The sequence below is a fragment of the Armatimonadota bacterium genome, assembly GCA_029907255.1.
Classification (GTDB): domain Bacteria; phylum Armatimonadota; class UBA5829; order DTJY01; family DTJY01; genus JAIMAU01.
Window position 1 is genome coordinate 41,968 of record JARYMF010000016.1, and the last position, 24,779, is coordinate 66,746.

At 44.9% G+C, this 24,779-nt stretch carries 19 protein-coding genes; 10 read left to right on the forward strand and 9 right to left on the reverse strand.

The window, feature by feature from the left end; all coding sequences use genetic code 11:
- Positions 1–6 precede the first annotated feature (6 nt).
- Genes QHH26_12400 through QHH26_12415 form a run of 4 tightly spaced genes read right to left on the reverse strand, consistent with a single transcriptional unit; the run spans position 7 to position 3,456 of the window.
- A complete protein-coding gene (locus QHH26_12400) occupies positions 7–393 on the reverse strand; it encodes a hypothetical protein (GenBank protein MDH7482758.1) in 387 nt (128 codons plus the stop codon).
- 36 nt (positions 394–429) lie between these two features.
- Positions 430–822, reverse strand: coding sequence for a hypothetical protein (locus QHH26_12405; protein MDH7482759.1), 393 nt, complete (start codon positions 820–822; stop codon positions 430–432).
- Between the two features lie 36 nt (positions 823–858).
- Entirely contained in the window at positions 859–2,337 is a 1,479-nt protein-coding gene (locus QHH26_12410) for an ADP-ribosylglycohydrolase family protein (protein MDH7482760.1), read from the reverse strand.
- A 48-nt stretch (positions 2,338–2,385) separates the two neighbouring features.
- Positions 2,386–3,456, reverse strand: coding sequence for a uroporphyrinogen decarboxylase family protein (locus QHH26_12415; protein MDH7482761.1), 1,071 nt, complete (start codon positions 3,454–3,456; stop codon positions 2,386–2,388).
- Between the two features lie 295 nt (positions 3,457–3,751).
- Here QHH26_12415 and pdxA point away from each other — a divergent pair, with 295 nt between their 5' ends.
- Both pdxA and QHH26_12425 read left to right on the forward strand, forming a co-directional pair.
- Positions 3,752–4,759 (forward strand): 4-hydroxythreonine-4-phosphate dehydrogenase PdxA, encoded by a 1,008-nt coding sequence (gene pdxA, locus QHH26_12420; protein ID MDH7482762.1) that lies wholly within the window; start codon positions 3,752–3,754, stop codon positions 4,757–4,759.
- An 80-nt stretch (positions 4,760–4,839) separates the two neighbouring features.
- A complete protein-coding gene (locus QHH26_12425; protein ID MDH7482763.1) occupies positions 4,840–5,460 on the forward strand; it encodes an IMP cyclohydrolase in 621 nt (206 codons plus the stop codon).
- 91 nt (positions 5,461–5,551) lie between these two features.
- Here QHH26_12425 and QHH26_12430 read toward each other — a convergent pair whose 3' ends face one another.
- On the reverse strand, positions 5,552–7,813 hold the full coding sequence (locus tag QHH26_12430; protein MDH7482764.1) for a trehalase family glycosidase: 2,262 nt from the start codon (positions 7,811–7,813) through the stop codon (positions 5,552–5,554).
- Between the two features lie 92 nt (positions 7,814–7,905).
- On the opposite strand from QHH26_12430, the gene QHH26_12435 reads away from it, so the two are divergent.
- Positions 7,906–8,391 carry a tryptophan-rich sensory protein gene (locus QHH26_12435; protein MDH7482765.1) on the forward strand — a complete coding sequence of 162 codons (486 nt, stop codon included), beginning with the start codon at positions 7,906–7,908 and terminating at the stop codon, positions 8,389–8,391.
- A 76-nt stretch (positions 8,392–8,467) separates the two neighbouring features.
- On the opposite strand, the gene QHH26_12440 is transcribed toward QHH26_12435, so the two are convergent.
- Positions 8,468–10,033 (reverse strand): DUF6067 family protein, encoded by a 1,566-nt coding sequence (locus QHH26_12440; GenBank protein ID MDH7482766.1) that lies wholly within the window; start codon positions 10,031–10,033, stop codon positions 8,468–8,470.
- Positions 10,034–10,226: 193 nt separating this feature from the next.
- On the opposite strand from QHH26_12440, the gene QHH26_12445 reads away from it, so the two are divergent.
- Positions 10,227–11,324: a family 10 glycosylhydrolase gene (locus tag QHH26_12445; GenBank protein ID MDH7482767.1), complete on the forward strand. Its 1,098-nt coding sequence runs from the start codon at positions 10,227–10,229 to the stop codon at positions 11,322–11,324.
- Between the two features lie 155 nt (positions 11,325–11,479).
- On the forward strand, positions 11,480–14,602 hold the full coding sequence (locus tag QHH26_12450) for an alpha-mannosidase (protein ID MDH7482768.1): 3,123 nt from the start codon (positions 11,480–11,482) through the stop codon (positions 14,600–14,602).
- A 117-nt stretch (positions 14,603–14,719) separates the two neighbouring features.
- On the opposite strand, the gene QHH26_12455 is transcribed toward QHH26_12450, so the two are convergent.
- From QHH26_12455 to hflX, 3 genes are all read right to left on the reverse strand, one after another.
- Complete coding sequence (locus QHH26_12455; protein MDH7482769.1) at positions 14,720–16,798, reverse strand: alginate lyase family protein; 2,079 nt, start codon at positions 16,796–16,798, stop codon at positions 14,720–14,722.
- A gap of 177 nt (positions 16,799–16,975) precedes the next feature.
- Complete coding sequence (locus QHH26_12460) at positions 16,976–17,800, reverse strand: radical SAM protein (protein MDH7482770.1); 825 nt, start codon at positions 17,798–17,800, stop codon at positions 16,976–16,978.
- 86 nt (positions 17,801–17,886) lie between these two features.
- Positions 17,887–19,140, reverse strand: a complete 1,254-nt coding sequence (gene hflX / locus QHH26_12465; protein ID MDH7482771.1) for a GTPase HflX — start codon at positions 19,138–19,140, stop codon at positions 17,887–17,889.
- Between the two features lie 133 nt (positions 19,141–19,273).
- Here hflX and QHH26_12470 point away from each other — a divergent pair, with 133 nt between their 5' ends.
- From QHH26_12470 to QHH26_12490, 5 genes are read left to right on the forward strand one after another with little or no spacing between them, the layout of a single operon-like run.
- Complete coding sequence (locus QHH26_12470) at positions 19,274–20,143, forward strand: sugar phosphate isomerase/epimerase family protein (protein MDH7482772.1); 870 nt, start codon at positions 19,274–19,276, stop codon at positions 20,141–20,143.
- Entirely contained in the window at positions 20,143–21,024 is an 882-nt protein-coding gene (locus QHH26_12475; GenBank protein ID MDH7482773.1) for a sugar phosphate isomerase/epimerase family protein, read from the forward strand. The genes QHH26_12470 and QHH26_12475 overlap by 1 nt, the downstream gene beginning before the upstream one ends.
- 30 nt (positions 21,025–21,054) lie before the next feature.
- Positions 21,055–21,927: a sugar phosphate isomerase/epimerase family protein gene (locus QHH26_12480; protein ID MDH7482774.1), complete on the forward strand. Its 873-nt coding sequence runs from the start codon at positions 21,055–21,057 to the stop codon at positions 21,925–21,927.
- Positions 21,928–21,976: 49 nt separating this feature from the next.
- Complete coding sequence (locus QHH26_12485) at positions 21,977–22,960, forward strand: SMP-30/gluconolactonase/LRE family protein (GenBank protein ID MDH7482775.1); 984 nt, start codon at positions 21,977–21,979, stop codon at positions 22,958–22,960.
- Positions 22,957–24,771: a tetratricopeptide repeat protein gene (locus QHH26_12490; GenBank protein ID MDH7482776.1), complete on the forward strand. Its 1,815-nt coding sequence runs from the start codon at positions 22,957–22,959 to the stop codon at positions 24,769–24,771. The genes QHH26_12485 and QHH26_12490 overlap by 4 nt, the downstream gene beginning before the upstream one ends.
- The last annotated feature ends 8 nt before the right edge of the window (positions 24,772–24,779 follow it).

Consider the following 24,779-nt stretch of genomic DNA (forward strand, 5'->3'; position numbering starts at 1 on the left):
GATAGTTTATTCTTCGGCTTCGGGGAAATAAAGCCCAGCTATCATGTTCCGATTGTCTATCGTTATTATCATTCGGTAAGAACCTTTCTGGGCTTCGACAACGTAGGTTGTGACGGTTTCCCCTTCATAGGTGGTGGTTTTGCCCTTCATCACCCGCTGTGGTTTCCCGTACTTCTCGCGGAGGATTTTTCCGATATAGGCAACCTGGCTGTCCGTAAGCACGTTTTCAAGATCCGCCCTCAGGTGTTTGGATATCGGGCGCAGTGAGCCGTCGTATACGCACGATAGAATTTTGCGGGCGAACTTGGGATTGTTCTCCATTTTGGAACAACCGGAGAAGATGGCGGCAACCACAAGCGCGAGAACGAGCGCAAATACTTTCCTCCTGCACATAACACCAATTCCTCTTTTTATATAACAAAGTAACCGCTATTTTGGAACGAACCAGACTCCTGCAAGTCTTCCCTTCTTGTCTATAATAAGTTTCATGTCGAAACTACCGCGTTCGGCTTTGACATCCCATGTTTCGTGCTCGAACTCATCTTCGGTGCCTTCGTTGAGTTTTTCTGTTGCAGTCAGCTTTAAACTTTTGACTTTGCCATAACGCTGTTGCAGGTCTTTACCAACCTGGCCCACGGAGTAATCCGACATTGTCTCCTTCATCATATCGGTCATCTTGGGGCGGAGTGGGTCGAAAGACCCGGCGTAAGTGGCGTCAATAACCTTGCGGGCAAACTTCTCCTTCCCATACTTGGCGCAACCTGGCATGAGGAGCGCGATGGTAAGCATTGCAACAATGGCAGTTGACAGTCTTTTATTCATAAGTTAACCTCCAATGTTTTTCGTTAGACTTGATACTTATTTGGGGCAAAGGCAAGCCTCAATCCGTGCGCCACACTTGGGGCAGTGCGGCACACCAGCGGCTGGCTGCCAATCCTTACCCGCGTTTGGCCCAAGGATAACGAAGTTCGCCTCGAACTTATCTGCGCCAATCTCGACCTTTGCCTTGATAGTGTTCGAATCCGCTGGGTTGTCAGCAAAAACTTCGTATGCCATCTCGAGTTCTGATGATTCGATTGGCTTAACATGCCAGTCCGAGGGGAATTCAAGCTTGGCGTTGGCTGGTATGAGTTCTTCGTTGCGCTCAACCGTGATGCTTAAGACCTTTGGAACGCCAGGTTTAATCACGGGATCGCCGTGGTAATGGAGCGTTACCTCCATGTCTTTTGAGATTGGAATTGTAGCAGATTCCATATCTCGCTTCCAAAGCGCACGCGCTTTTTCGTTTATTGAGTAAATATGAAGGATATTGGGTGGAACTTTAGTGTTTTCGCCAACCATGCTGATTTTGGAGCGTTGAGAAAGCACCTTCTTTCCGATTTCTACTGTTTGCTCAGTCAGTTCGCCGATTGTCTTCGGAGCATCCAGTTTCTGTGTAAACTTGTGGAGAACAATTCCGTCTCCTACAGGGTCCGACCATTCTTTAGGTATGTTCTTCGTACCGCCAAGGATTCCAAGAACGGAACCAAGGGTAGCGCCAGTACAGTCAGTATCGTAGCCGCAGTTAACAGCTTTGCACAACTTATCGCCATAATCTTTACCATAAAGCCAACCAATTATCGTGAAGCCGTGGTTTTGAGGGGCATGGCATGGATGATTATGTCCAAAGCGATTCAATATTTTTTCTCGAGCTTGTTCCCAGGGGATATTGTTATTGTAACACCAAACAGCGGAATTAACGGCACGGCTAATATGAGACCAAATTGGAATCATGCTGAGCCCAATTTGGATAAGCTTGAGGGGGTCGTTGATGACAAACGCAGCGCTTTCGACGGCAGCCCAAAACATCTCTCCCCAAACGCCCTCGCCGCCGGCGTGGTCGAGAACTGCGTCCTTCCATGCCATTATGGCGGCAAGTTGCGGGTCTCCCGGGGCAATGCATGCCCATATCTCGCTTCGGATTGGCGAGCCCATTTGGTCAATGAAATCATTTTCGAAGCATCCGCTAATTGGAGGCCTAAGTCCTCTCTGCAAGTTGCGCTGGCAGAATCCGTATTCATCCCAGGGATATGGATAGAGGTGCTTCATCCAATAATCAGCGAAGTCTTGGAGGCGTGGGTTGATGCCGCGCTCCTGCAGCATTTTTAACCAAACGAGTTGGAGGTCGAGGTCGTCATTTGCTGCTGACTCGGAGGGAAGTGGGTCATAGTAGGTGAGGTTATGTGCTTCCTTGCGGCCCTCATATGGTGCGCCAAGCGTGCCTCCAATGTTCTTCCCGAGCCAGCATGCATATACTTTGTCGCGGTATTCGGTTTCTGAGATAGTAATAGGCTTCACGGCGGTTTGTCCTTTCTATCGTTTCTGCTGTTGGCGTTGGTCTAAAAACTACATAAACTTTTTGCCTGTTGCTTCTTCATATATTGCAAGTATATTCTCTAGCGGCGTGTCCGGCTGGATGCAGTGTGCCGGTGCAAATATATAGCCGCCATTTTTTCCTATGACATCAATACGATGTCTTGCTTCCGCCCGACATTCCTCAATTGTACCATAGGGTAGCGTTTTTTGGGTGCTTATCATACCGCAATACGTCAAACGGTCGCCGAACTCCTTCTTCAATTCTTCTGGATTCATTCCTACGGGTTCCGGCTGGACTGCATCCAGTATATCAAGTTTCATTTCAATAAACTTAGGTTGGAGCAAGCGGGTTGAGCCGCATGAGTGAAGCATTGCTTTTGCTCCGAATTCATGGGCTAAGTCAATGAACTTTTGTATCCGAGGCCGGAAGAAGCTGTCGAAAATTGCGGGGCTCATGGTTGGTCCTTTTTGTGTGCCCAAGTCTTCCCCAATGCATAGGATGTCTATTTTTCCTCCGCCTGCTTCCAATCCTCTGCGACACCATTCATAATAAAAGTCTACGCGTTTGTCGATAATAGCGATTCCAACTTCGTCTTCTGTAATAATATCTATAAGCACCTGTTCCATTCCACGGCCACGGCCAACTCCATTAATAATATCGGGGATGCCTGCATTACCTAAGCAAATAGCGTAATCTTTCACTTGCTCAATTTGTTTGGGGATGGATGAGTAGTCGTAGTCGTCAGGGTTCGGCCATGGATATGATTGAACATCATCAATTGTCTTTAGTCGTGCCAAAGCGAGGTCGCATGCCTCACTGTATACGCCACCTGCATTATTGGGAACGTTCTTGTAGCCAACACCCCAGATGTCATAGTAGTCGATTGAACTTCCCTGTTCGGGTTTTCGTGGAGCTTTAAGTTCAATCGGGGAAACATGGCGAAAATCAACTTCAAAAGCCTCAATGTAATTTGATGGGGCAAAATATTCCATAAGCCTCTGGTGAATTTCCGGCGTGACGTATATTTGAATTGGTGGGCGGTCTGGCTGAATGTGATTTACAGTAGCTAGAACTCGTTCCTTTGGAGACATATGGGTCATGCTGACCTCCACATGGCAATTGGCCATTGTTGTTTTTGATTATACAGACTTTGAAGTTGTGAGTCTAGCTGGTATAGTTAAATAAAGCATTAGGAGAAAAAGTAGCCGAGCGAATCCGAAGAAGCAATTTTTATGTGCAATGCGAGGCGTGAGAAAATACCGCGGGCTTTTATGCAAATTTGACTCCTGATTAACCAACGTTTTTGCATGTTTCAGACTAGTTAATACTAATTTGGAAGAAAGTCGAAATGCTTTTTGAGTAAAATTAGTTAAACCAAGTACTTGGAGAGTTAAAATGTCAACAAGACCGGTAATTGGAATAACTATGGGTGACCCAGCTGGGATTGGCCCAGAAATCGTGCTTGGTGCCCTACAGCGTCGGGATATTTATAAGCGTTTGGTTCCAGTCGTGATAGGCAGCCTTTCTGTGCTTAAGCGAGTGGCTGATATCTTAGGTATTCGAACACTGTTATTAGCCGTCAGCGACCCCAGAAGTGCCGAAGGGATTCCAGGAATGATTGAAGTATTGGATGTCGTTGTCGAAGGCATCCAAGAAATCGAACCGGGGAAGGTTCAAGCAATTGGAGGTCGTGCCGCCGATGCATACATAAGGTATGCATGTGAATTGGCATTGTGGCAAAAGATAGACGCTATTGTAACTGCCCCAATTAGCAAAGAATCGCTGAGGGCCGCCGGTGTTGAAGGCATTGGACACACCGAAATGCTTGCCGACTATCTAGATGCACCAAACCCACTCACAATGTTTATAACTGAGAATATGAGGATTTTCTTCCTTTCTCGCCATCTTTCGCTAAGAGAAGCAATTGACTATATAACAGAGGAACGTCTGCTCAACATGCTGCAATTAGTGAACAATGCGATGAGAGAATTGGGTTTCGAGTCGCCGAAAATTGGAGTAGCCGCGCTTAATCCGCATGCAAGCGATGGTGGGCAATTTGGCAATGAGGAAGAAAAGATTCTAATCCCTGCTGTCAAAAAAGCACAAGCAATGGGCATAAATGCGCAGGGACCTGTGGGCGCTGATTCTATATTTCACCAAGCTCTTGAAGGTAGATATGACTGCGTGCTTTCGCTATACCATGATCAGGGTCACATCGCTGCAAAGACGCGGGATTTCTATCGAACAGTTTCAGCGACACTGGGATTGCCTGTCCTTCGCACATCCGTTGACCATGGAACGGCGTTTGACATCGCTTGGCAGGGTAGGGCGAATCCCGTTAGTATGGAAGCTGCCATTATCGCTGCTGCAGACTTACTCGAACATCAAAGGCGAAACTTGTAAAAGGAATGTTCAGTTTGGTATTATTCTTCAGCCTGTTGTGCTGTAAATAACGCATGAATTGAATTATGGAGGTTTTCAAAATGTATGTTGGGCGAATAGTCGCTGTGGGCATGACTAGTAAGCCATTTGTTGCATATAGGGTTTCATCGCGTTCGTTTCCAAACAGAGTTGCTAGAATTACCGACGTAGGTGTTGCTATTCAGCCATTAGATGCCGAGGATTTGAAAAAAAACCCTTATATAGCTTACAACTGCATACGCGTATCGAAGAATGGGGTTGTAGTCTCAAATGGCTCGCACACTGACCCAATTTGGGAGAAACTCGAGGGTGGGGTCGAACCGGAAACAGCGCTGAGTGACGTGCTTGCTGAGATGGGTTACGAAAGGGATGAGCTAAACACGCCTCGAATTGCCGGAATTGTAAAAGATTCGGTGGGTTACATTGGGATTGTTCGCCCGGATAAGGTGGAGACTGCTCACTTTGACCTAAAGCCTAATTCCTGTCGAATAATTTGTACTTATGAGATGAATAAGATAGAAGATAAGGATTATCCCTTTTTTGCAGGAACCCCTCTTGAAGCAGCTAAATATGTTATAGATGGCGGTATTTTCGAAAACCTAGAAAAACCAATATGTGCTGCAGCCTGGATGGAAAAGCTAGCGGTATTTAACCCATTTGAAGTTGGCGAAAGAAAGGGATAAGGTGCCAGCCTTCGGAAAGGATTTTTATAAAACGGTCTCAATTTTGGTAACAATCGGTGTTAAATTGGTTGACAGCGGTTGGTGAACCATTTTATTGGCTTGGCAACTTTGCTGTCATTCGTTCAAGTTTTGGTTTAGTGGCTACCAGCTTGCCGTCTATGAATAGGCTATATCCTTTGGGACAGCCTTTATAACGCTTGCCATCCTCCCTTAAATCGAAAACAATGGTTAGCTGATGGCCTTTGTAGGGGATTTTGTCCAGCCTAAAATAGTCCCAAGGTATGTCAACAACAGGGAAAAGCTCGACCTTATCGTCGTTCCTCGGCACCAAACCTCCTACTAGTGTGATGATTAAGTTATTGTATGTAGAATGGAAGTAGTCTGGGCATCCAAACATTTGTCCATCATCTGCGTTTCCTTCTTCTCGGATATTCGGTTGCTTCCAAATTCCTTTATCCTCGTAATGAAGATTTGTGTATGAATCGAGAAGCTCCCAAAGATGCTTTCGTGTAACGGCTGGAGCCATGTATCTTCGTATTCCCTGGGCAAGCGCATTGGCAACAATGCTATTTGCATGCGGCCAGATGGGACCATTCCAGTTGCAAAGCACAACTTTTGGGGTGAACATTGGACACTTCATTGTGCAAGTGGTAAGCTTCCAAGGTCCCCAAAACTCTTCTGGATTCAAAATAGACTCGAATGCTCGAACGTGCGTTTTCTCTGGAACTTCGAATGCAAACGGATAAATGCCGACAATTTCTTTTACCATTGCTTTTTGGTCATCTGTGCCAGTTTTGATTGAATAGAAGAAGTTTGTATCTGCATCCCACATGAGTGTATTGAGCGCTTCTTTAATTTTGTCAGCCAGGGCATCAAATTGTTTAGCTCTGTTTGTATCGCCTAATTCACGATACATATTTGCCACAGCGCGGGCGTTAGCATAGTAATAGGCTGTGTAGTCGGGTCGGTAAAGGTTTGTTTCCTTGCTTCGGTCATAATTGTCGAAATAAAACCAAGCAGGCTGCCATTCCATGCCTGTTGCCCAGTGACTTGGTGGATTGAGAAGATAATCGCGTAGAGGCCTATTGGTATCGAGTTTGCCAGGAAAAGCGCACTCAGTGTCTTCTGCCCATGCTGGTAAAAGTTTTGCTAATCTCTTTTTGTCTGGATGCACGAGGTAAGTATTCCATAGTGTGCTTGAAATCCAATGGGTATATCCTCCGAACCTTCTACCGTTTGGCTCCCGCCGCTTGCCAAGAATTTCTGCTTGACCATAGGCGTACTTGCCGTCGCGTAACCAGCGAACTTCATCCATTATATGAGGCGCAGAATAAGTTATATGTCGCGTATATCCGCCCCGCTTACCTTCATAAAACCCTGGGATGCCATCTTCTTCTTGATAGTTTACTCTGACGAGAAACCAGCGGTAGTACCAGCAGCGTGTCCATTTTGCATCTGGGCAGTCGAAAGTGGGGATATTATCAGCAAGCCATTTCTCGGCGGCTGTTCTGTCGGCATACTTATGAATGCGCAAAGCTTCAGCAAATCGCTTACCTCCCATCATAGCGCTGAAAGGGTATCTTGGGAGGAGGTCAGGTTCAAGTGCAAGAGGCGCTAAAATTTTCGCCATTTCACGTACTGATTTTGGTGTTTTGTTCAAAGGGGCGCGTTCGTCAATTGGAATCAGAGGCTCCTTATCAAGGCCAAACATAGCTGCTAATTCTTTAACTTGCCTTTTATTAAGCGCAATATTGTAAATCATTACATCAGCAATTATCCCTCGGAATCCTTCACCAACGTTCCATCCTCCGATTGTCCAATTGTCAGGATCTTTTGGCCATGCCATAACTCTTGATGCTCCAACCTCAGAGCCATTGACATACATTCGCGCGTTTTGTTCTTCGTCCATTGTAACAGCAATATGGAGCCATTGGTCCTCAGGCAGGAATTGTTCAACGTGCCAGTCATGGCCCCAGATAGCAAACTTTAATTGATTTGTGGAGAATACTAGCCCACCGGCACCAGCAGACCCGACAATTTGACCAAACGAGGTGGAGCTACTTTTTATCCTTGCGGCAAGTGTAAAGTTTGAGCGGAATAGCAACTTTGGAGCGCTTCCAATTTGGACGTTTCCATTTCCGTTAAAAATGACCCCTCCCGTTGGTGCCCAATTACCGTTGTTCAATTCCCCGTCAGCAGACGGCTGGATGGAATCGTGTATCACATTGCCTTTACCTTCATTCATTTTGTACCAGGCTACCAAATGTTCAGAAACAGGAGGAGAAATATCTGCATAGCTTGGTAGGAATGTAAATACTGCAAGAATAAGAACTGCTCTAAGGCATCTATTCATAGTAGACCCCCCCACATATTTTTGCAATCAAGATTTTGATTGTTTTGACATAGCGGTTTACGGGTACTAAATTAGGCAAGAGGAGCCTTGCCATGGCATACGAATTACGAATTTCATGGTTTTCAGTTATAGTAATAGCTTTGATTGTGACATTGGTTGCTTTAATTGGAAGTTACTTTAGCAATCAAAACAGGGATTGGTATGAACAGCTGAAAAAGCCCCCCTTCCAGCCACCGAATTGGGTATTTCCAATTGTATGGAATGTTATATTTCTACTTGCAATTGTGTCGCTATCGCTTGTATGGAATAGCCGCCCACACACGAACGGCACATTTTGGGTCATAAGCCTTGCTTTCCTTAATGGTGTTTTAAATATTGCATGGTCGGCGCTGTTCTTTGGAAACCGCATGGTATATATTGCAATATGGGATGCGGCGGCGATTTGTTTATCTGTAATAGGGATAATTATTATTTCTTGGCGTATTTCACGCATTGCATCTATTCTTTTCATCCCATATGCTCTCTGGACTGGGTTTGCAACGTATTTAACATGGGTGATTTGGCGTCTTAATGTATAAGTTTATTTCTACAAACCTCTTTCTTCCGCCGGTTTTAGGATGATTCAGTAGGTCAATATTACCTTTAAAGAAAACTCTAATTAATTTTGTTCTGAAAGGCTTTTTCAATTGCCATTCCTAATCTTCTTCTTACTTTTTCAAGTTTAAGCGGATCTAGCTCATAATCTGTTAGCGATTTTGCTACCGTGCGGATGTATTGGTTCGTTGCGCTAGAACCAAGCAAGTTATTAGCAAGACATAAGTATTCGAAGTCTTCGATGCCATCGCGAATCACTTCCAACCGAAGTGACGAAACTGGGCCGTCAATTCCAACGGGTTTTCCAGGATATAGGAGCGAACCGTCGCCGAATATATTTGGGTTTATGTTCTTTACGGTCATCATTGATTTCCATGGGTCATCGCATCCTGCCCAAGGCATCCAATACGTCGTTGACCAGTAAAGGAGTCCGTCAACGCCTTCTCGTTTCTGATGCCAGAAAAGCATTCTGTGTTTCATTGCTTCCTGTTGAACAAAGAAATTCGAATATGGGTCGCCAGGCCCGCAGCAAACATACCACCAAACATCTTCGCCGGCGTTCTTGCGGGCCCTTATCATTAGCCGGGTACGCGGCTCAAGGTCGAAATAGTGTTCATTTGGACACCAGATGTTTATCTGCCCGATTGCAAAGTCCCAAATGGTTTTTCCTTCTGCAAAATCTGGTCCTCGGAAGAAAGGCGCCACAATGCGGTATCTTGGTTCGATTGCACGTAGGCGGTCTGTAATTTGTTTTAGCCGGTCATAAGCATTTTTATCGACCGGCTCATCAAGAGGGTAAAAGTAGCCCTTCCTAAACCAGTTATTTTCGATGAGGTACTGGACTAGCGCTTTGAGTTTTGCATCATCTTCGATGTAGGGGATGATATAAGAAGTCATCCGCGGGTCTTCTAGATACGCCTTTGCATCGGGCGACATGAGGTCAACCGGGATATGGTATGGTGAAATTTTATGGTCGAGAAGCATCTCATAGTATTTCTTATGTAGCTCTAAAGTCTTTTCAGCGCTGCCAGTAGCGCCGTGCGTTCGAGCGACTGATTCCATGGTGATGCCGAAAGCTGTCACACAACTGGGTGTCTTAGGTAGGGTGAAGTCCCAAACATGAAGTTTGATTGCTATGTTTGACGTAAACCTGCCTGCTGTTACCTTAATGCTTCCTTTGTATTCGCCTGCTGGAATTCCCTCAGGTACTTTGACAGTAACCCATATTGGTTGAGTAACGTTAGGCTGAAGATCAAAGGGGCGAAGAGGCGGCAGTGGATCTGGATATGGAATTGGTGGATTCATTATAGGCACGTACGAAACTAAGCCTAACCAGATATTTGTACTTGGAATAACGCCTTTGCCTTTTACCTGCTTGAGGTCAGAAGCTTCGGCTCCAATGTTTCGTATAGTCTTGTTGGACCTTAGGCATATTTGGAAAGATTCCCATTCGTTGCGTGCAGCGCAAAGATCGGCGGCAGAAGGCGCTTGCTCGGAAGGTAGTGCATCTTGTAGAATTTTCTTTGCTGATGGTTCAATCCAAAGCCGGTATTCATTTGTTGTTGCCGACGCAGTGCCCAATAATATCATGAGGAGTAGGACAGCGGCGAAGTTTACGTATGCCATAATTGCGCACCTCCAATAATTATCGTTTTTCATTTCAGCAGGCTGGCAAGAATTCCCTGCTTTGCACCGAGTTATCTTTTGAAGCATGTTTGTTACTTTTCAAATATGCATGTCGAAATTAAATGCTTGGTTTTACAAAGCTTTTGAAGGTAATTAGGGGAGGCGAGTAAAAAATAATTGCGGAGGTTTTATTATGAGGACTTGTTTTCTGTGGATACTTACGCTGTTGGTGTTACTAAAAATTGGCGCATATTCGGCAGATTGTAAATTTCCAGGCCATGTTGGGGCTTATATGAACTTGCGCGATGGTTCTGCCGAAAACATTTCTGCTCTTATCAATGAGGCTGCAGATTCGGGAATTCAATTTCTTATGCCTATTGCCAAGTCCACAAGCGGCAAGGCATACTACAAAAGCGAAATTATTCCTGAAGCACGTCCCGGCTCTCCAGATATGCTAAAAATCGTTATAAACGCTGCACATAAACGAGGGCTCAAAGTTTATCCATGGATATGCGTTAATTGCGATGGTGGAGAACAACCATCGAAAACTCTCGAAGAACACCCGGAGTGGCGAGTTGTAAGCATTGATGGAAAAAGCGGTGGTTATATTGACCCTTCTTCTCCGGAAGCACGCGATTATGTGTGCTCTGTAATAAAAGAAATTGTAAGCAAATATGATGTGGATGGTATCAATCTTGATTATCTTCGTTATCCAAGCGGCCGCAATTGCTTTTGTGATAGGTGTGCGAGACTTTTTAAAGAAGCAACAGGCTATGATGCACGTGATGCGGACAAAGCTATGCCAGGAACTGATAAATGGCGCAAGTGGCGGGCTTGGCGAATGAAGCAGATAAATCTGGAGATGGAGCAGATTCGCAAAGTTGTTAACGAGATTAAGCCTGGACTGCCGATTTCTAGCTATGTGTGGGGAGTGCACACTTACAGCGAGAAATACCAGACTTGTCAAGATTGGAAGACATGGATTAAAAAGGGCTGGCTCGATTGGATTAACCCTTCTGGCTACATATACAATATGAAGTCTTTTTCCGACCGTGTAAGCCAAAATCGCTCGGCTATACCTAAAGGTTTCCCATATTTGGTAACTATTGGTGTGATTACAAGTCATGGTAGGCTTAACACCGCAGACGAAATCAAAGCTCAGATAAATGAAGCAATGAGGCTGGGCGCCGATGGCATAGTATTCTTTACGCTAGAATATACAAGGCCGTTTCTAAAGGACCTATCTTCAACGTTAAGGCAACTAGGCAAACATACTTCTCAGACACGTTAATTTTTCATCATTTTTGTGAATTGCTAAGCTAAAGGGCATTGGCGGAATACAAAGGAAAAAATCTTTTGCTAGTTTAATAGCACTTTTGTTAGAAGCAAGAGAAAGCTTACTTCTAATCTTTTCGGACTTATGCATTATAGTTTTTGGAGGTAAAAGTGCCAATAGAACAACCCATGCTCCATGATAGAATCGAGGAGCTATTGCTCCAAAAAGCTCGACAGCGCTGGAATGAAATAGGCAATTTGCGCTGGTGGGGCACTCGACAAATCGAAAAAATCCTAATACGTGAAACTACCGCATATGAGAAGATAGATGAGGCATTGAACGCAAGTGACTGGCGTATTATCAAGGTCGGCGATGAGTGGGCTGGCAATGGTGAGTTTGCTTGGTTTCGCTTCCAATTTACAGTCCCAAAGGAGTTTGCAGGAAAGACGCTTGTAGCATTGTTTCGTTTTGGGAAGACAGGTTGGCTAGGTGGCGAGGGATGCCTCTTCATAGATGGTGTTCCGTACCAAGGGATAGATCCCAACCATCCGGACGTAATTTTGGCTGAAAAAGCAAAGCCAGGGGAGAAATTTGACCTTGTGGTGGAATGTGTTTCCACACCAGTTTGGCAGGGCATCAAACACAAGATGGTGCTTGAGCAAGCGGATATTGCGGTGTTGAATACCGATGTTAAGGACTATTACTACGATCTTGGATTCATTCTTGGGATTGCAGAATCCTTGCCAAAGGGAGATAGGCGTCGCGCAAGAATAGTTCGGATTGCCAATAAAAGTGTGGATTCGTTTAATCTTGAAGAGAAGAGTTTTGATGCACTTGCAGAAAGCGCCAGAAAGGCGGCAAGAATACTCATGCCCTTATACAAGGCTCCTGCAAACGCAAGCTCCCTTGAATTTGCATGCAATGGTCATTCTCATATTGACGTGGCTTGGCTATGGCCATATGCGGAGACAGTACGAAAGTGTTCACGCACATTTTCAACTGTTGACCGCTTAATGGAGGAATATCCGTATTATCTTTTTACCCAAAGCCAAGCTCAGCTCTATGAGTTTACAAAAGAGCATTATCCTGGTCTCTACCAGAAAATTAAAAAGCGCATAAATGAACGAAGATTTGAGCCTCAAGGAAGCATGTGGGTAGAGGCAGATTGCAATCTTACGTCAGGTGAATCCCTTGTAAGGCAGATTTTGCTTGGCAAGACTTATTTTTTAGATGAATTTGGAATCGAAACAGAAGTATTTTGGCTACCAGATGTATTTGGATACAGCGCCGCATTGCCGCAGATTTTAAAGCTTGGTGGAATCAAGTATTTCTCAACTATTAAGATAAGTTGGAGCCAGTTTAATAAGTTTCCGTATTCAACTTTTTGGTGGGAGGGAATAGATGGAACGCGGGTTTTAGCTCATTTTCCTCCTAGCAATGACTACAACGCAAGAATTGATCCAGGAACGCTTCGAGGAGCGGCAGAGAATTATAGGGAGAAGGATAGATCGGATATCGCCCTTTACCCATATGGTTTTGGCGATGGCGGAGGCGGGCCAACTAGAGAACATTTGGAGCATCTGAAGCGTGCTGCAAATTTAGAAGGCGTTCCTAAATGCAAACCGTCGTGGGTTAGCGACTTTTTCCATGAGCTAGAAAAGAGAAGCGAGGACCTTCCCACATGGGTGGGTGAGCTTTACTTGGAATACCATCGGGGTACATATACCACCCAATCGCGAAACAAGAGAGCGAATCGAAAATCAGAGTTGCTCCTTCGTGACGCTGAAATGGCATGCGGCCTCGCATGGCTTCTTGCGAAAGCTGAATATCCACATGAACGCTTTACACGTGCTTGGAAGCTCATTTGCAAGAACCAATTCCATGATGTAATTCCTGGAACCTCGGTTACAGATGTTTACAAAGACACAGCCGTTGACTACCAAGAAATTGCCGAAATTGGCGAGAAAATGCGAGCCCAGGGTCTGCGGGTAATTGGTGCATCAGAAGCAGAAGGTAATCAAATTATTGTATTTAATAGCCTGGCATGGAATCGGTCGGATGCAGTTTGCTTGAAGGTACCTGGGAATGCAAAAGATTGGCATGTGGAAACTATTGATGGCCGGGTGCTTCCATCACAACCGAAAGCTGGAAATGCATCAGAACTTTGGTTCGAACCGCAGGGACTACCTGGCATAGGGCTTTGCTCATTTAAGCTTGTCAAGGGTGCTCCAAGGATAGCTAAGGCAAACATAAAGGTTTCAACATCGAGCATGGAAAACTCTTTTTACCGCATCAAAATTGACCGGCAAGGGTTAATAACCTCCATTTACGATAAGCGGGCACAAAGGGAGGTGCTTCCCAGGGGAGCCCGTGCCAATCTTTTCCAGTTATTCGAGGACAAGCCGCTTTCTTGGGATGCATGGGATATCGAATTCTACTACCGCGATAAAGGCAATGATATAACCGACCTTGCGGAGATTACAGTAGAAGAGGCAGGGCCAGTTCGAGGCTCTGTGAGAATTCTAAGAAAGTTTGGGAACTCTCAGATTGAGCAAAGGATTGTACTTTGGGGCTCAAATCCAAGAATTGACTTTGAAACCCATGTTGACTGGCATGAAGCTACAAAGATGCTAAAGGTTGCTTTTCCTGTGGATGTTCATGGAAACAAAGCACGATACGAAATTCAATTCGGGAGTGTTGAGCGCCCAAATCATTGGAATACCAGTTGGGACTTCGCTCGCTTTGAGGTTCCTGCTCAAAAGTGGGTTGACCTCTCGCAAGCGGATTATGGAGTTAGCCTCTTAAACGACTGCAAGTATGGCCATGATATACACGGCAATGTAATACGGCTAACTTTGCTCCGTTCACCTAAAATGCCAGATTCGCAGGCTGATATGGGCGAGCATGTGTTTACATATTCACTTCTGCCACACCAAGGCGACTGGATAGCAGGGGAGACTGTGCGCAGGGCATATGAGCTAAACGTTCCTATGACGGCGTGGCTTTCGGAGGATAAACCAAGATTCAGCGGAAGTCTGTTATCCGTAGATTCGCCAAATGTGATTGTTGAAACAATAAAGAAGGCAGAAAGGGAAGACGCGTTAATCGTGCGATTGTATGAATGCTCGGGTGGTCTTGCAAAGATCACGCTTACGGCAGGCTCCTCGATTTCTCGTGCGGCAGAGTGTGACCTTCTTGAGAGAGATAAGAAAGAGCTTGAAGTTGACGGTAATAAAATCCAGCTGTCATTTACACCTTTTGAGATTAAGACGGTTAAGCTGGTCGCTGGCTAAAAGAAAAAGATTAGTTTGGGATAGTTTCTTCTGTGTTTGAAATGCATAGTTTGGACAGGGCTACCCGGAAAATGTAACTGATGAGTTTTTACATAAGCGGATGAGACTATTATTCGCTTAGAAAGGGCTTTTCGCTTCATTCCAATCCAGGTAGCTTCCTCCAATTATGGAGGAGCACAGGGGTTTGGAGTCTCTCGTTCGCACGAAAGCATAGCGACCATCGGTTAGTAGCGGTCGTTCCTTTGTATGGGGCTCAATGGAAATCCAATCGGTAACTCCGTCATGATTGACTTCTATCAAACCCCTTTTCAAAGTTGCCGTTACCCTCAGCGAACCTAGGTATGGAAACAAAATCGCGGTAAATGTTGCGGTTTTGCCCTTTTTGCGGGAAACTATCAAAGGTACTTTTCGCGTTCCCGATTCGGCAGGACATTCGGTCGAATACACTAGCGACGGAGAATCATCAAGCATGAAAAGGCCAAGCCCTCCATCTTTCGTCTTCCACCTTGCTTGCCATGGTCCTTTGGGAGCGAAAGAAGCCAATTGCTCGACGTATTTGTATGAAATTGGAGGTGCTTCTGTAGTTGGAACCATCCTTATTGTAAGGTCGCCTTCACATCGGAGGAACCAGTCATAGGAGTGCTCTTCTTCGCTTTCTAAGTGGTCAACCATAATGAAGTAATCTTCAACGCGAATTACCGTGCGGCGATGAAGCACCCCAGGATAAGCTTCCTCAGTTTCAGCTTCGGCAACTTCAAAAATATCACCTGAATTAAAGCAAGTAAGCCGGCGTTCCTTTGTCGTAGCTTGGTTCTTGCAATCTACGACCACCGTGTTGTGGGCTGGAGTGCTTACATACCATTGCATAATTTCCGAGCCGTAACCAGGTGTTCCGTAGTCTAGAACAAGTGGTTTGCCATTTGCAAAAAAAGTGATTCCCATTTTATCGCGTTGTCCGTGTCCGAGATGCGGTCCATAATCAAAGGTTATCATGTTTCCGTTCTGAGAACGCAGGACAGCTATGCCCAGGACAGGGAAATTAATTGACTTAAAATTCGGTTCTTTGAAGTCCTTGTCAAGAGATCTGCCGTGTAATAGTGCCCAAAGGCTTGCCCTGGGGGATTTGAGCTTGTCATAGCCTTGTTTTAATACCCAACCTAGCATTGGGTCATCATATCTTGCATAAGCAAGTTCATAAAGACCAAGCGGCAAGAAAGATTTGAACCACCCATCGTTGATTGCGGGAAGTTGAAAATTGGGATATGCATAATTAAGTGGAGCAATAAACATTGCCTTGAGCCCTTTGCCTGGTTTTGCTTCCCAGTTATAGAGGTCAGTGCCGTTGTGAAGTGCTGCCTCAGCAAGGTATAGAAATGCATTCATTGGATAAAAATGGTAGGTGTGGACTGACTCGGGCCAAAGGCCGTCATCTCCGAGTTGTTTATCTATTTGCGACTTAAAGCTTTCCAACGCATATTGAATAAGCTCTTTATCCTTTATTGCATAGCCGATTACGCCTACTGCCGAGAGATGCCATGAGCCCCAATTGCCACCAATGCCCATGTTTCGCAGTCCCTCCGCAACAGGTCGAAATAGCTTTGTCTCGATTTCTGTTTTTTCATTTTCTGACAATTCGTTGTAGACCAAATCATAGGCGGCGGCGAGTGGAATAACCCAAACTGCTTCACAGAGCGATTGGTACATAATACCGCCAGCAGTTAGGGAGGTGTGGGGTCCGGGGTAGGCATTTGCATATTTTATGAGAATTTCGGCAGCCTTGCGAGCATACTGGATATCATCTTCCAAAACATAGGTAAGAGCTAAATCAAATGCGGCAACCGATAGCTCGTTATGAGCTCGCCAGCGGACCGCACCATCGTATTTTTCGCCTTTATATATCTGTCCACAGACTGGGCATTTGTAGCCTTCAGGTCGGGGTTTGAGATCTTCAGGGAGTTCCAGCATGTTGCCATCTTTGCAGAAGAAATTGTGGAAGTGGCCGCTCCTTTCAGGAATTTGGATGTCAACATTCAGCCACCTATCGGCTGTAGCTTTGATAGATGTGCCGCCTAGGAACATTGGCCGTCCTGAATCTTTTTCATAAAGTTCGCGCTTCCACGAGATTGTTTTAACTTCCTTGCGTAGTCTAGCGATTTCTTTCGCGTTGAGGAAAACAGACGGCCTTTCTAGATTCATCGTGGTTGCCCCTAGGTTACTTATCGCTGAGATGATAATGATAATTTTTATGATGAACTTCTTTTTCATTTCAGATTTTTTATTAGGCATTGGATGGCAGAAAACCTTTATGCACTCAAAATTGGTTGATAAAGTTAAACTAAAAGAGATTGGAGAAATATTTGCAAAAGGGGATATTTAAAATACAGCCTTTAGCTTATCGCCGACGCCATGCTCGGCGGCGATTGCCCTTAGACGCTTTCCTAAGTCTGCACAATATATCCAATATTCTTCTTTGTTGAAGAATAAGCGGTGGTAGCGGTTTATTAACTGCGGATAGTACCTTCTTAAAAACAGCAGTACAGAATTCCATACTCCTGGCCGCGGGTTCAGCTTATCCGCGTAATAATATTCAAGAGGCAAGGGCGCTATGGTGGAAATAAGTGAACTAAGAGCCTCGTCAGTGTCTGAGAGTTCTGGCATGAACGGACCGAGGAAGGCATATGCTCTGATTCCTTTTTCGCATGCTCTTTCCAATGCTGCAATCCGCTCGTAAGTCGGTGAGGCACCAGGTTCAATAAGGAACCTCAGTTTCTCATTCATTGTTGTTAGTGTACTCCCCACCTCGCAATGAGGATATCCTGCCAAAATGTCAAAATCTCTGGTCACCAATTTGCTTTTTGTTAGCACTGCAATGCTAAAACCGGCTTCTATCAATATCTTTAGGCATGAACGGGATAGCTCATATCGTTTTTCGACTGGCTGGTAGGCATCGCATACGGAGCTGAAGAATACGGTTCCTGGGGGTTTTCGCTTGACCTCCCGCGCTAGAAGTTCGTGAGCGTTTACTTTAATATCTAGGAACTGGCCCCAGCGTTCTTCGTGGCCCGTAAAGCGCTTCATAAATCGCGCATAGCAGTAGATACAACCATGCAAGCAGCCAGTATAGCAGTTGACGCAATAGTTAGAAATACCTGACTTGCATAGTATAGATTTTGCGATTACCTCTCGAATTACAGCCATTTGAACCTTTCAAGATTGTATGTGGCGTGGCTTCCTGAAGAATTAAGATAAACGGATTATTAAATTGCGAGAGCTAAAAGTCTATTTTACAGAGTATAGCGCTCAAGTTTTCCTGCAATTTCGCGAGAGACTTCTGCTTCAACAAGAATGCCAGTGGTTGTGTATTCTGCTTTTAGTACGCGACCATTTTCATAACACAGCGATACGAGGTCGCTCCGCTCGTAAGGGATACTTAGCGACATTCGAACCAAAAGACTTCTAAGAGTTTTAGAAAGCAGGTTCATCAATTGTCGAATTCCTTCGCGGTTTTTGGCTGAGATATAGACGCTATTTGGGGTTTCTGCTACAAGCTTGCGTAGCACATACTGGTCTTTGATTAAGTCACTCTTATTAAAAACGGTTACCATTGGCTTTTCATGCGAATTTAGCTCGTGGAGAACATTGCGGACAGCTTCCATTTGAGCCGTCATTTGTGGATGGCTCGCATCCACAACGTGAATTAGAAAATCGGATTCGGTAACTTCTTCAAGAGTGGCGCGAAAAGCAGCTACGAGTTCGTGAGGTAGCTTGCGAATGAAGCCTACCGTATCGGTTATCAACACTGCCCATCCGTCTGGAAGTACTACGCGTCTGGTGGTTGGATCAAGGGTGGCGAAAAGTTTCTGGTCTACCAAAACTTCCGACCCCGATAGGGTATTCAACAAGGTTGACTTTCCTGCGCTTGTATAGCCAACAAGTGCTGCTGTTGGGAAAGGTAACTTACGGCGGCTTTCTTTTTGGACGCGACGATGTTGGCGAACTTCCTCGATTTCTTCGGAGAGGTCCGCAATTCGCTTTCTAATTCGCCTCCGGTCGCTTTCGAGTTTTGTTTCACCAGGCCCTCGTGTTCCTATACCGCCGCCAAGACGGCTCAATGCTTTGCCGCGGCCTGTGAGTCTTGGCAAAAGATAGTTGAGTTGGGCGAGCTCGACCTGAAGTTTGCCTTCGTGAGTGTGTGCTCGTTGCGCGAAAATGTCGAGAATAAGCTGAGTGCGGTCAATGACGCGTATCTCTAAAGCTTCCTCAAGATTCCTTTGTTGAATAGGAGTAAGATCGTCATTTACAACGACGAGATCTGCTTCTTTGCTTTTAGCTTCAGCAAAGAGTTCCTCAGCTTTTCCTTGCCCAACATAGTAAGCAATGTCCGGCTTTGCGCGCTTCTGGTGAAATTCGCCAGCAACTACAGCGCCCGCAGTTATTATTAGTTCTCTCAGTTCATCGAGCGACCAGCGGTTAGATTCTTCTTCAGATACATCCAGATTTACGATAATCGCTCGTTCGACGTGTCTAATCTCATGCATTTCCAACTATATTATACCCTGCAATTATTATTTTGGCGAGTTGGTTGACTATGCTGAGGGCGTTGCGTAGAATAGGAAGAGATTTAGAATTCGCCCTCTTTTAGAGTGTTGGGTGAGAGGGCTGTTGCTAATAATGAATGAAATCACTCGACGCGAATGTCTAAAGCTTGGATTAACTCTTGGCATGACCTTTGTTTTGCCAGCGTTTTCATATTCAGAAAGGAAGACAGAGTCAAAAATGAAATTAGGTCTCGTTACTTACAACATTGCCAAGGATTGGGATATCCCGACCTTAATCGAAAAATGTAAAACGATTGGATTGCAAGGAGTCGAGCTTCGGACAACGCATGCGCATGGAGTAGAACCTTCTCTGGGGAAGCTTGAGCGTGCAGAAGTTAGAAAGCGGTTCGAAGATTCAGGAATCGTCCTTTGGGGCCTTGGCTCAGTATGTGAATTTCATTCGGACGACCATGCTGTTGTAAAGCAAAATATTGAAACGTGCAAGGATTTTATACTACTAGCCGAAGATGTCGGAGCAAAGGGTGTTAAAGTTAGACCTAACTCTCTTATGGAAGACAAGGGAATTCCAGTAGAGAAAACGCTAGAGCAGATTGGTCATGCATTAAGAGAATGTGGCAAGATTGCTATGGACCATGGGGTTGAATTATGGCTTGAGGTGCACGGTCGGGGAACATCTCATCCACCATATATAAGGACAATACTTGACCATTGTTCCCATCCGTCCGTTGGCGTCTGCTGGAATTCTAATGCAAGCGATGTTAAGGATGGTTCTGTAGCAGAGTACTTCAACCTTTTACGTAACGAGATAAAATCTTGTCATATCAACGAACTTTGGAATACGAATTACCCATGGCGAGAGCTTTTTTCGCTGCTTAAAGCTTCAGGTTATGATAGATTTACGCTTGCAGAAATACCTGACAGTCCAGATTCCGAACGGATTTTACGGTACTATCGCGCACTATGGATGGAGTTGATTAGATAATGGCAACCAGGAGAGACTTTCTCAAATTGGGTGCAGGGTTAGCCGCTGGGGTTGTTTGTAGTACAAATATTGCTAACGGTGCAGAATCAATCTCTCGCAAAGGCGGCCCCGTTTTGAAGGTTGGCTGTGCGGCATACTCCTATAAAAAGTATCTTACAGCAAAAGAGAATCCTATAACGCTGGAAGACTTTCTTGATACTGTAGCAGAGATTGGTTGTGATGGAGTTGAAATTACATCCTATTATTTTCCAAACCCCGTTACTACGAGCTACCTAAATCGTTTAAAGCGAAAAGCTTTCCTGCTAGGCCTCGAAATTACCGGAATGTCAGTACGAAATAATTTCTGCGTACCTCCTGGAGATGTGCGGGAAAAGGAAGTGTCCGCCGTTCGTGAATGGATTCGTCGTGCATCAGAGCTAGGGGCGCCCTGCATTCGAATATTTGCCGGCGACCCACCTAAAGGTACTTTAAGCAAAGATGCTGCGCGTTGGGTAGCTGAGTGCATCGAGGCCTGCGGGGACGTAGCCGAAAAACATGGCGTTATGCTAGCTTTAGAAAACCATGGAGCATTTACTGGCAACGTAGAAAATTTTCTGGCAATTATAAAGGAAGTAAAAACAAGTTGGTTTGGTGTCAATCTTGATACAGGCAATTTTCGAGGCGACGACCCGTATAAGGATATAGAAAAAGCTGCGCCCTATGCTATAACAACTCATGTAAAAACAACGGTTTCGCCCCAAAAGCCAGCTGATTACAAAATGATAGCAAATATACTCAAAAATGTTGGCTATCGAGGATATCTCATTTTGGAATACGAAGCCGCAGAAGAGCCAAGGATAGCTGTTCCGGAAATTGTTCGTGCCATGAAAGAGGCAGTTTAATTTTGTTCTAAAGGAAAGGAAGTGCTTTTTATGCAAAGGATTTTTCGAATTACTAGTATTGTAATTATCACCGTTTTAATCGTTGCAGTAGCCGCATATGCAGCAAAAACACCGAAGGTTTATTTGTGTTGCGAGACATACAGTGTTAGAAGCTTGATGGGAGAGGGCGAGGGGAAGTATACCCCCATAACCGTGATGAAGCTTATGAAGGAAATGGGCATGAAAGGCGTTGCTCTAAATGATATTTGGATGAAATCCTACGACAAATCCTACCTTGACCAGATTAAGAAAGCGGCTAAGGAAAACGGCATAATAGTCGCGGCACTTATCTGCGAAGGAAATCTAGCTACCGACGATGAGGAAGCAAGAAAGCGCCAGATAGAAGTAAACAAAATGAAACTTCGAGCGGCAGGATACCTTGGGGCTAAAGTAGTCAGATTCGATCTTGGAGGCACCGGCGACCCAGTACGTGATGGCACAGTGGGCGTCCAGCGTGTTATTGATGCATTCAATCAACTTATCCCGCTTGCAAAGGAATTGAATGTGAAGATAACTATCGAAAACCATGGCGGAGTGTCAAAAAAAGCCGATTGGATTATTCAAATCATCAAAGGAACGGATCCCAAATGGGTGGGTTCTTGCTTGGATTTTAAGAATTGGCCCAAAGACATACTCTACGAAGAAAATGCAAAGCTTGCTCCATATGCATATCATACTCATGCCAAGGCACATTCATTTAACGCGCAGGGCGAGGAAGAGAGTGTTGAATTTGGCAGAATCCTAAAAATGCTCAAGGATGCGAAATACAAGGGCGCCATCTCAATTGAATACGAAGGCGGTGGAGATGAGGTTGCCGGAGTGAAAAAGACAAGAGATTTGATACTCAAGTATTGGAAAATGTAATAATCTATGGCAACTTACATATACTTTCTTTTAAGGGAGCAGGGATTTTATGAATGTGACAGGATTGGCACTTTGTGCATTCATTGCAATTGCCTTTGCCACGATCTCATGGGCAGATGAGGCGAAGCAGGTTGTTGTGCTCGCGCCGGAGTTTGAGAAGCTAATCCCAAAAGATGCAAAGGTTGAAAAGGTAGCTGGAGGTTTTGAGTTTCTTGAGGGACCTGTGTGGCATAAGGACGGATACTTGCTGTTTAGCGATTGCCATCAGGTGGGCATTTACAAGTGGGACCCGGCCACTGGCAAGACAAGCATCTATCGGGAAGTGCCAGGAAACTCGAATGGACTTACCTTTGACAATGAAGGACGATTAATAGCCGTTGAATATGGCATGCACAGGCTTACACGCGAGGAGAAAGATGGCAAAATTACCGTTCTTGTTTCTGAATATCAAGGCAAGCGATTGAACACGACAAATGATGTTGTAGTTAAGTCGGACGGAAGCATATATTTTACTGACCCACCTTATGGTGTAAAAAAGGAAGATCGGGAGCTAGATTTTCAAGGTGTATATCGTCTTTCACCCGATGGCAAGCTAACTCTTCTTGTTAAAGACTTTGATTGTCCCAATGGCTTGGCGTTCTCCCCTGATGAGAAGACGCTTTACATTGCAGATTCATCCGCACGGATGCATATCAGGGCTTTCGACGTAAAAGAGGATGGAACATTAGCGAATGGACGCCTTTTCGCCGTTTTAAAATCCCGAGAGCCAGGTTGCCCAGACGGGTTGAAAGTTGACACAAAGGGTAATGTTTGGACTACTGGACCAGGAGGAATTTGGGTTTTTGATAGGTTTGGAAAACATCTTGGCATAGTTAAAACTCCTGAGGTGCCAGCAAACTGCGCCTGGGGTGACTCAGATGGCAAAACCCTCTATATCACTGCTCGCACTAGTCTCTACCGTTTTAGAACCAACGTGGAGGGAAATCGTCCTTGGATGAAGGGGAGGCAAAACAATAAGTCAAATCTCAAATGAAAAAACCTTTTGCCAAGAGAAAGGCACATGCTATATCGTGCAGCATTCAGAGCAAGTTGTCATATTGCGGCATAGCTGCACTCGTCATTGCTACCATTCTAGCCTATATTCCCTCAATTAACAATGGCTTTGTCTGGGATGACAATACCTATGTAATCCATGGACGGATAATGAATTCGCCGAACGCATTATATCGCTATTGGTTTACCAGCGATTCGGTTGATTACTACCCTCTTTCCTATACTCTTTTTTGGCTAGAGTATCGAACTTGGGGTAACAACGCAGTTCCTTACCATATTATAAGCATAATTCTGCACGCCTTAGCCTCGGTTGCTGCATGGATGGTGCTGAAGCGTTTGAAAATCCTTGGAGCATTTGCAGCAGCATTGATATTTGCCGTTCATCCGGTAAATGTTGAGTCCGTAGCCTGGATGTTTCAGCAACGCACTATATTGCCAATGGTTTTCTCGCTTGCTGCCATCCTTGCTTACATGCGTTTTGAGGACAATCCTAAGACATTTTGGTATGCGCTTTCATTGTTGTTGTTTCTATTAGCTTTGCTAAGCAAGACTTCGGTTGTGACCTTACCATTTGTCATTCTTTGTTTGACATGGTGGCGAAAGGGAAGCATCAAGAAGTATGACATAATCAGAGCTGTTCCGTTTTTTGTGGCGGCCGTAGTTCTGGGGTTTGTCACGGCATGGGTACAAGCTAACCGAACGATTGCTGGTGAGGTTATTCGGCCTGAAGGATTAGCCTCTCGCATAGCCGGAGCTGGTTGGGCAGTATGGTTCTACTTCTCCAAAGCTTTATTCCCTTATAGACTTTCTTTTGTTTATCCAAGGTGGGAAATAGACCCCCATTCAATAATTTCCTACATTCCATCTTTTATGGTAGTGGTTTGCCTTGTTGTATTCTGGATTTATCGCAAGGGTTGGGGGCGATCGCCACTAGTCGGATTTGGATGCTACGTTGTTACTCTATTGCCAGTTCTAGGGTTTCTTGACATTTACTTCATGAAATATTCACTTGTTGCAGACCATTGGCAATATCAGTCAATACTATGCGTAATAGCGCTCGTAATAGGTGGGATTGTGCGACTAACTAGAATCCGCAAAGGATATGCAACAGCTTTGGTAGCCGTTGTAACGGTTGTATTTATCACATTAAGTTGGCGACAGGAAAGCATTTATAAAAATGAAATAGCACTTTGGCAAGATACCATTTCAAAGAATTCGACTGCCTGGATGGCGCATGTCAATTTAGGGCTTGCGTTTGCCGAGCGTGGTATGGTTGACAGAGGAATTGCTGAGCTCAATCGCGCTCTAGAAATTGACCCCAGTTGCGTTGAGGCACTTATATCGCTTGGGGCTATCTATAATGAAAAGAAAGAGTTTGACCAGGCGGCGAACTATCTAAAACGTGCTTTGAAGTTAAAACCAAATAATCCCCAGGCGCATTATAATCTTGGTGTTGCGCTAGCGGGAAAGGGAGATATACGAGGAGCGTTGGCTTTGTATCGAAAGGCGATTAAGCTTGACCCTGGGTTTGCAAAAGCATATGCCAACCTTGGAATAGTTCTTGTTGAACTGGGAAGGTTAGACGAAGCTAGAAAATACTTTGTCACCGCTATAAGGTTAGATCCAAACTCACCTCAAATGCATAACAACATCGGCGTTGCTTTGGCAAGATGCGGATTACTTGAGGAAGCAGTTGTGCATTTTCGAGAGGCTTTACGTTTAAAACCAGACTATGAATCAGCCCAGCGAAATCTCACATATGCACTCACGGCAATTGGACAGTCTTACTGAAACTCACA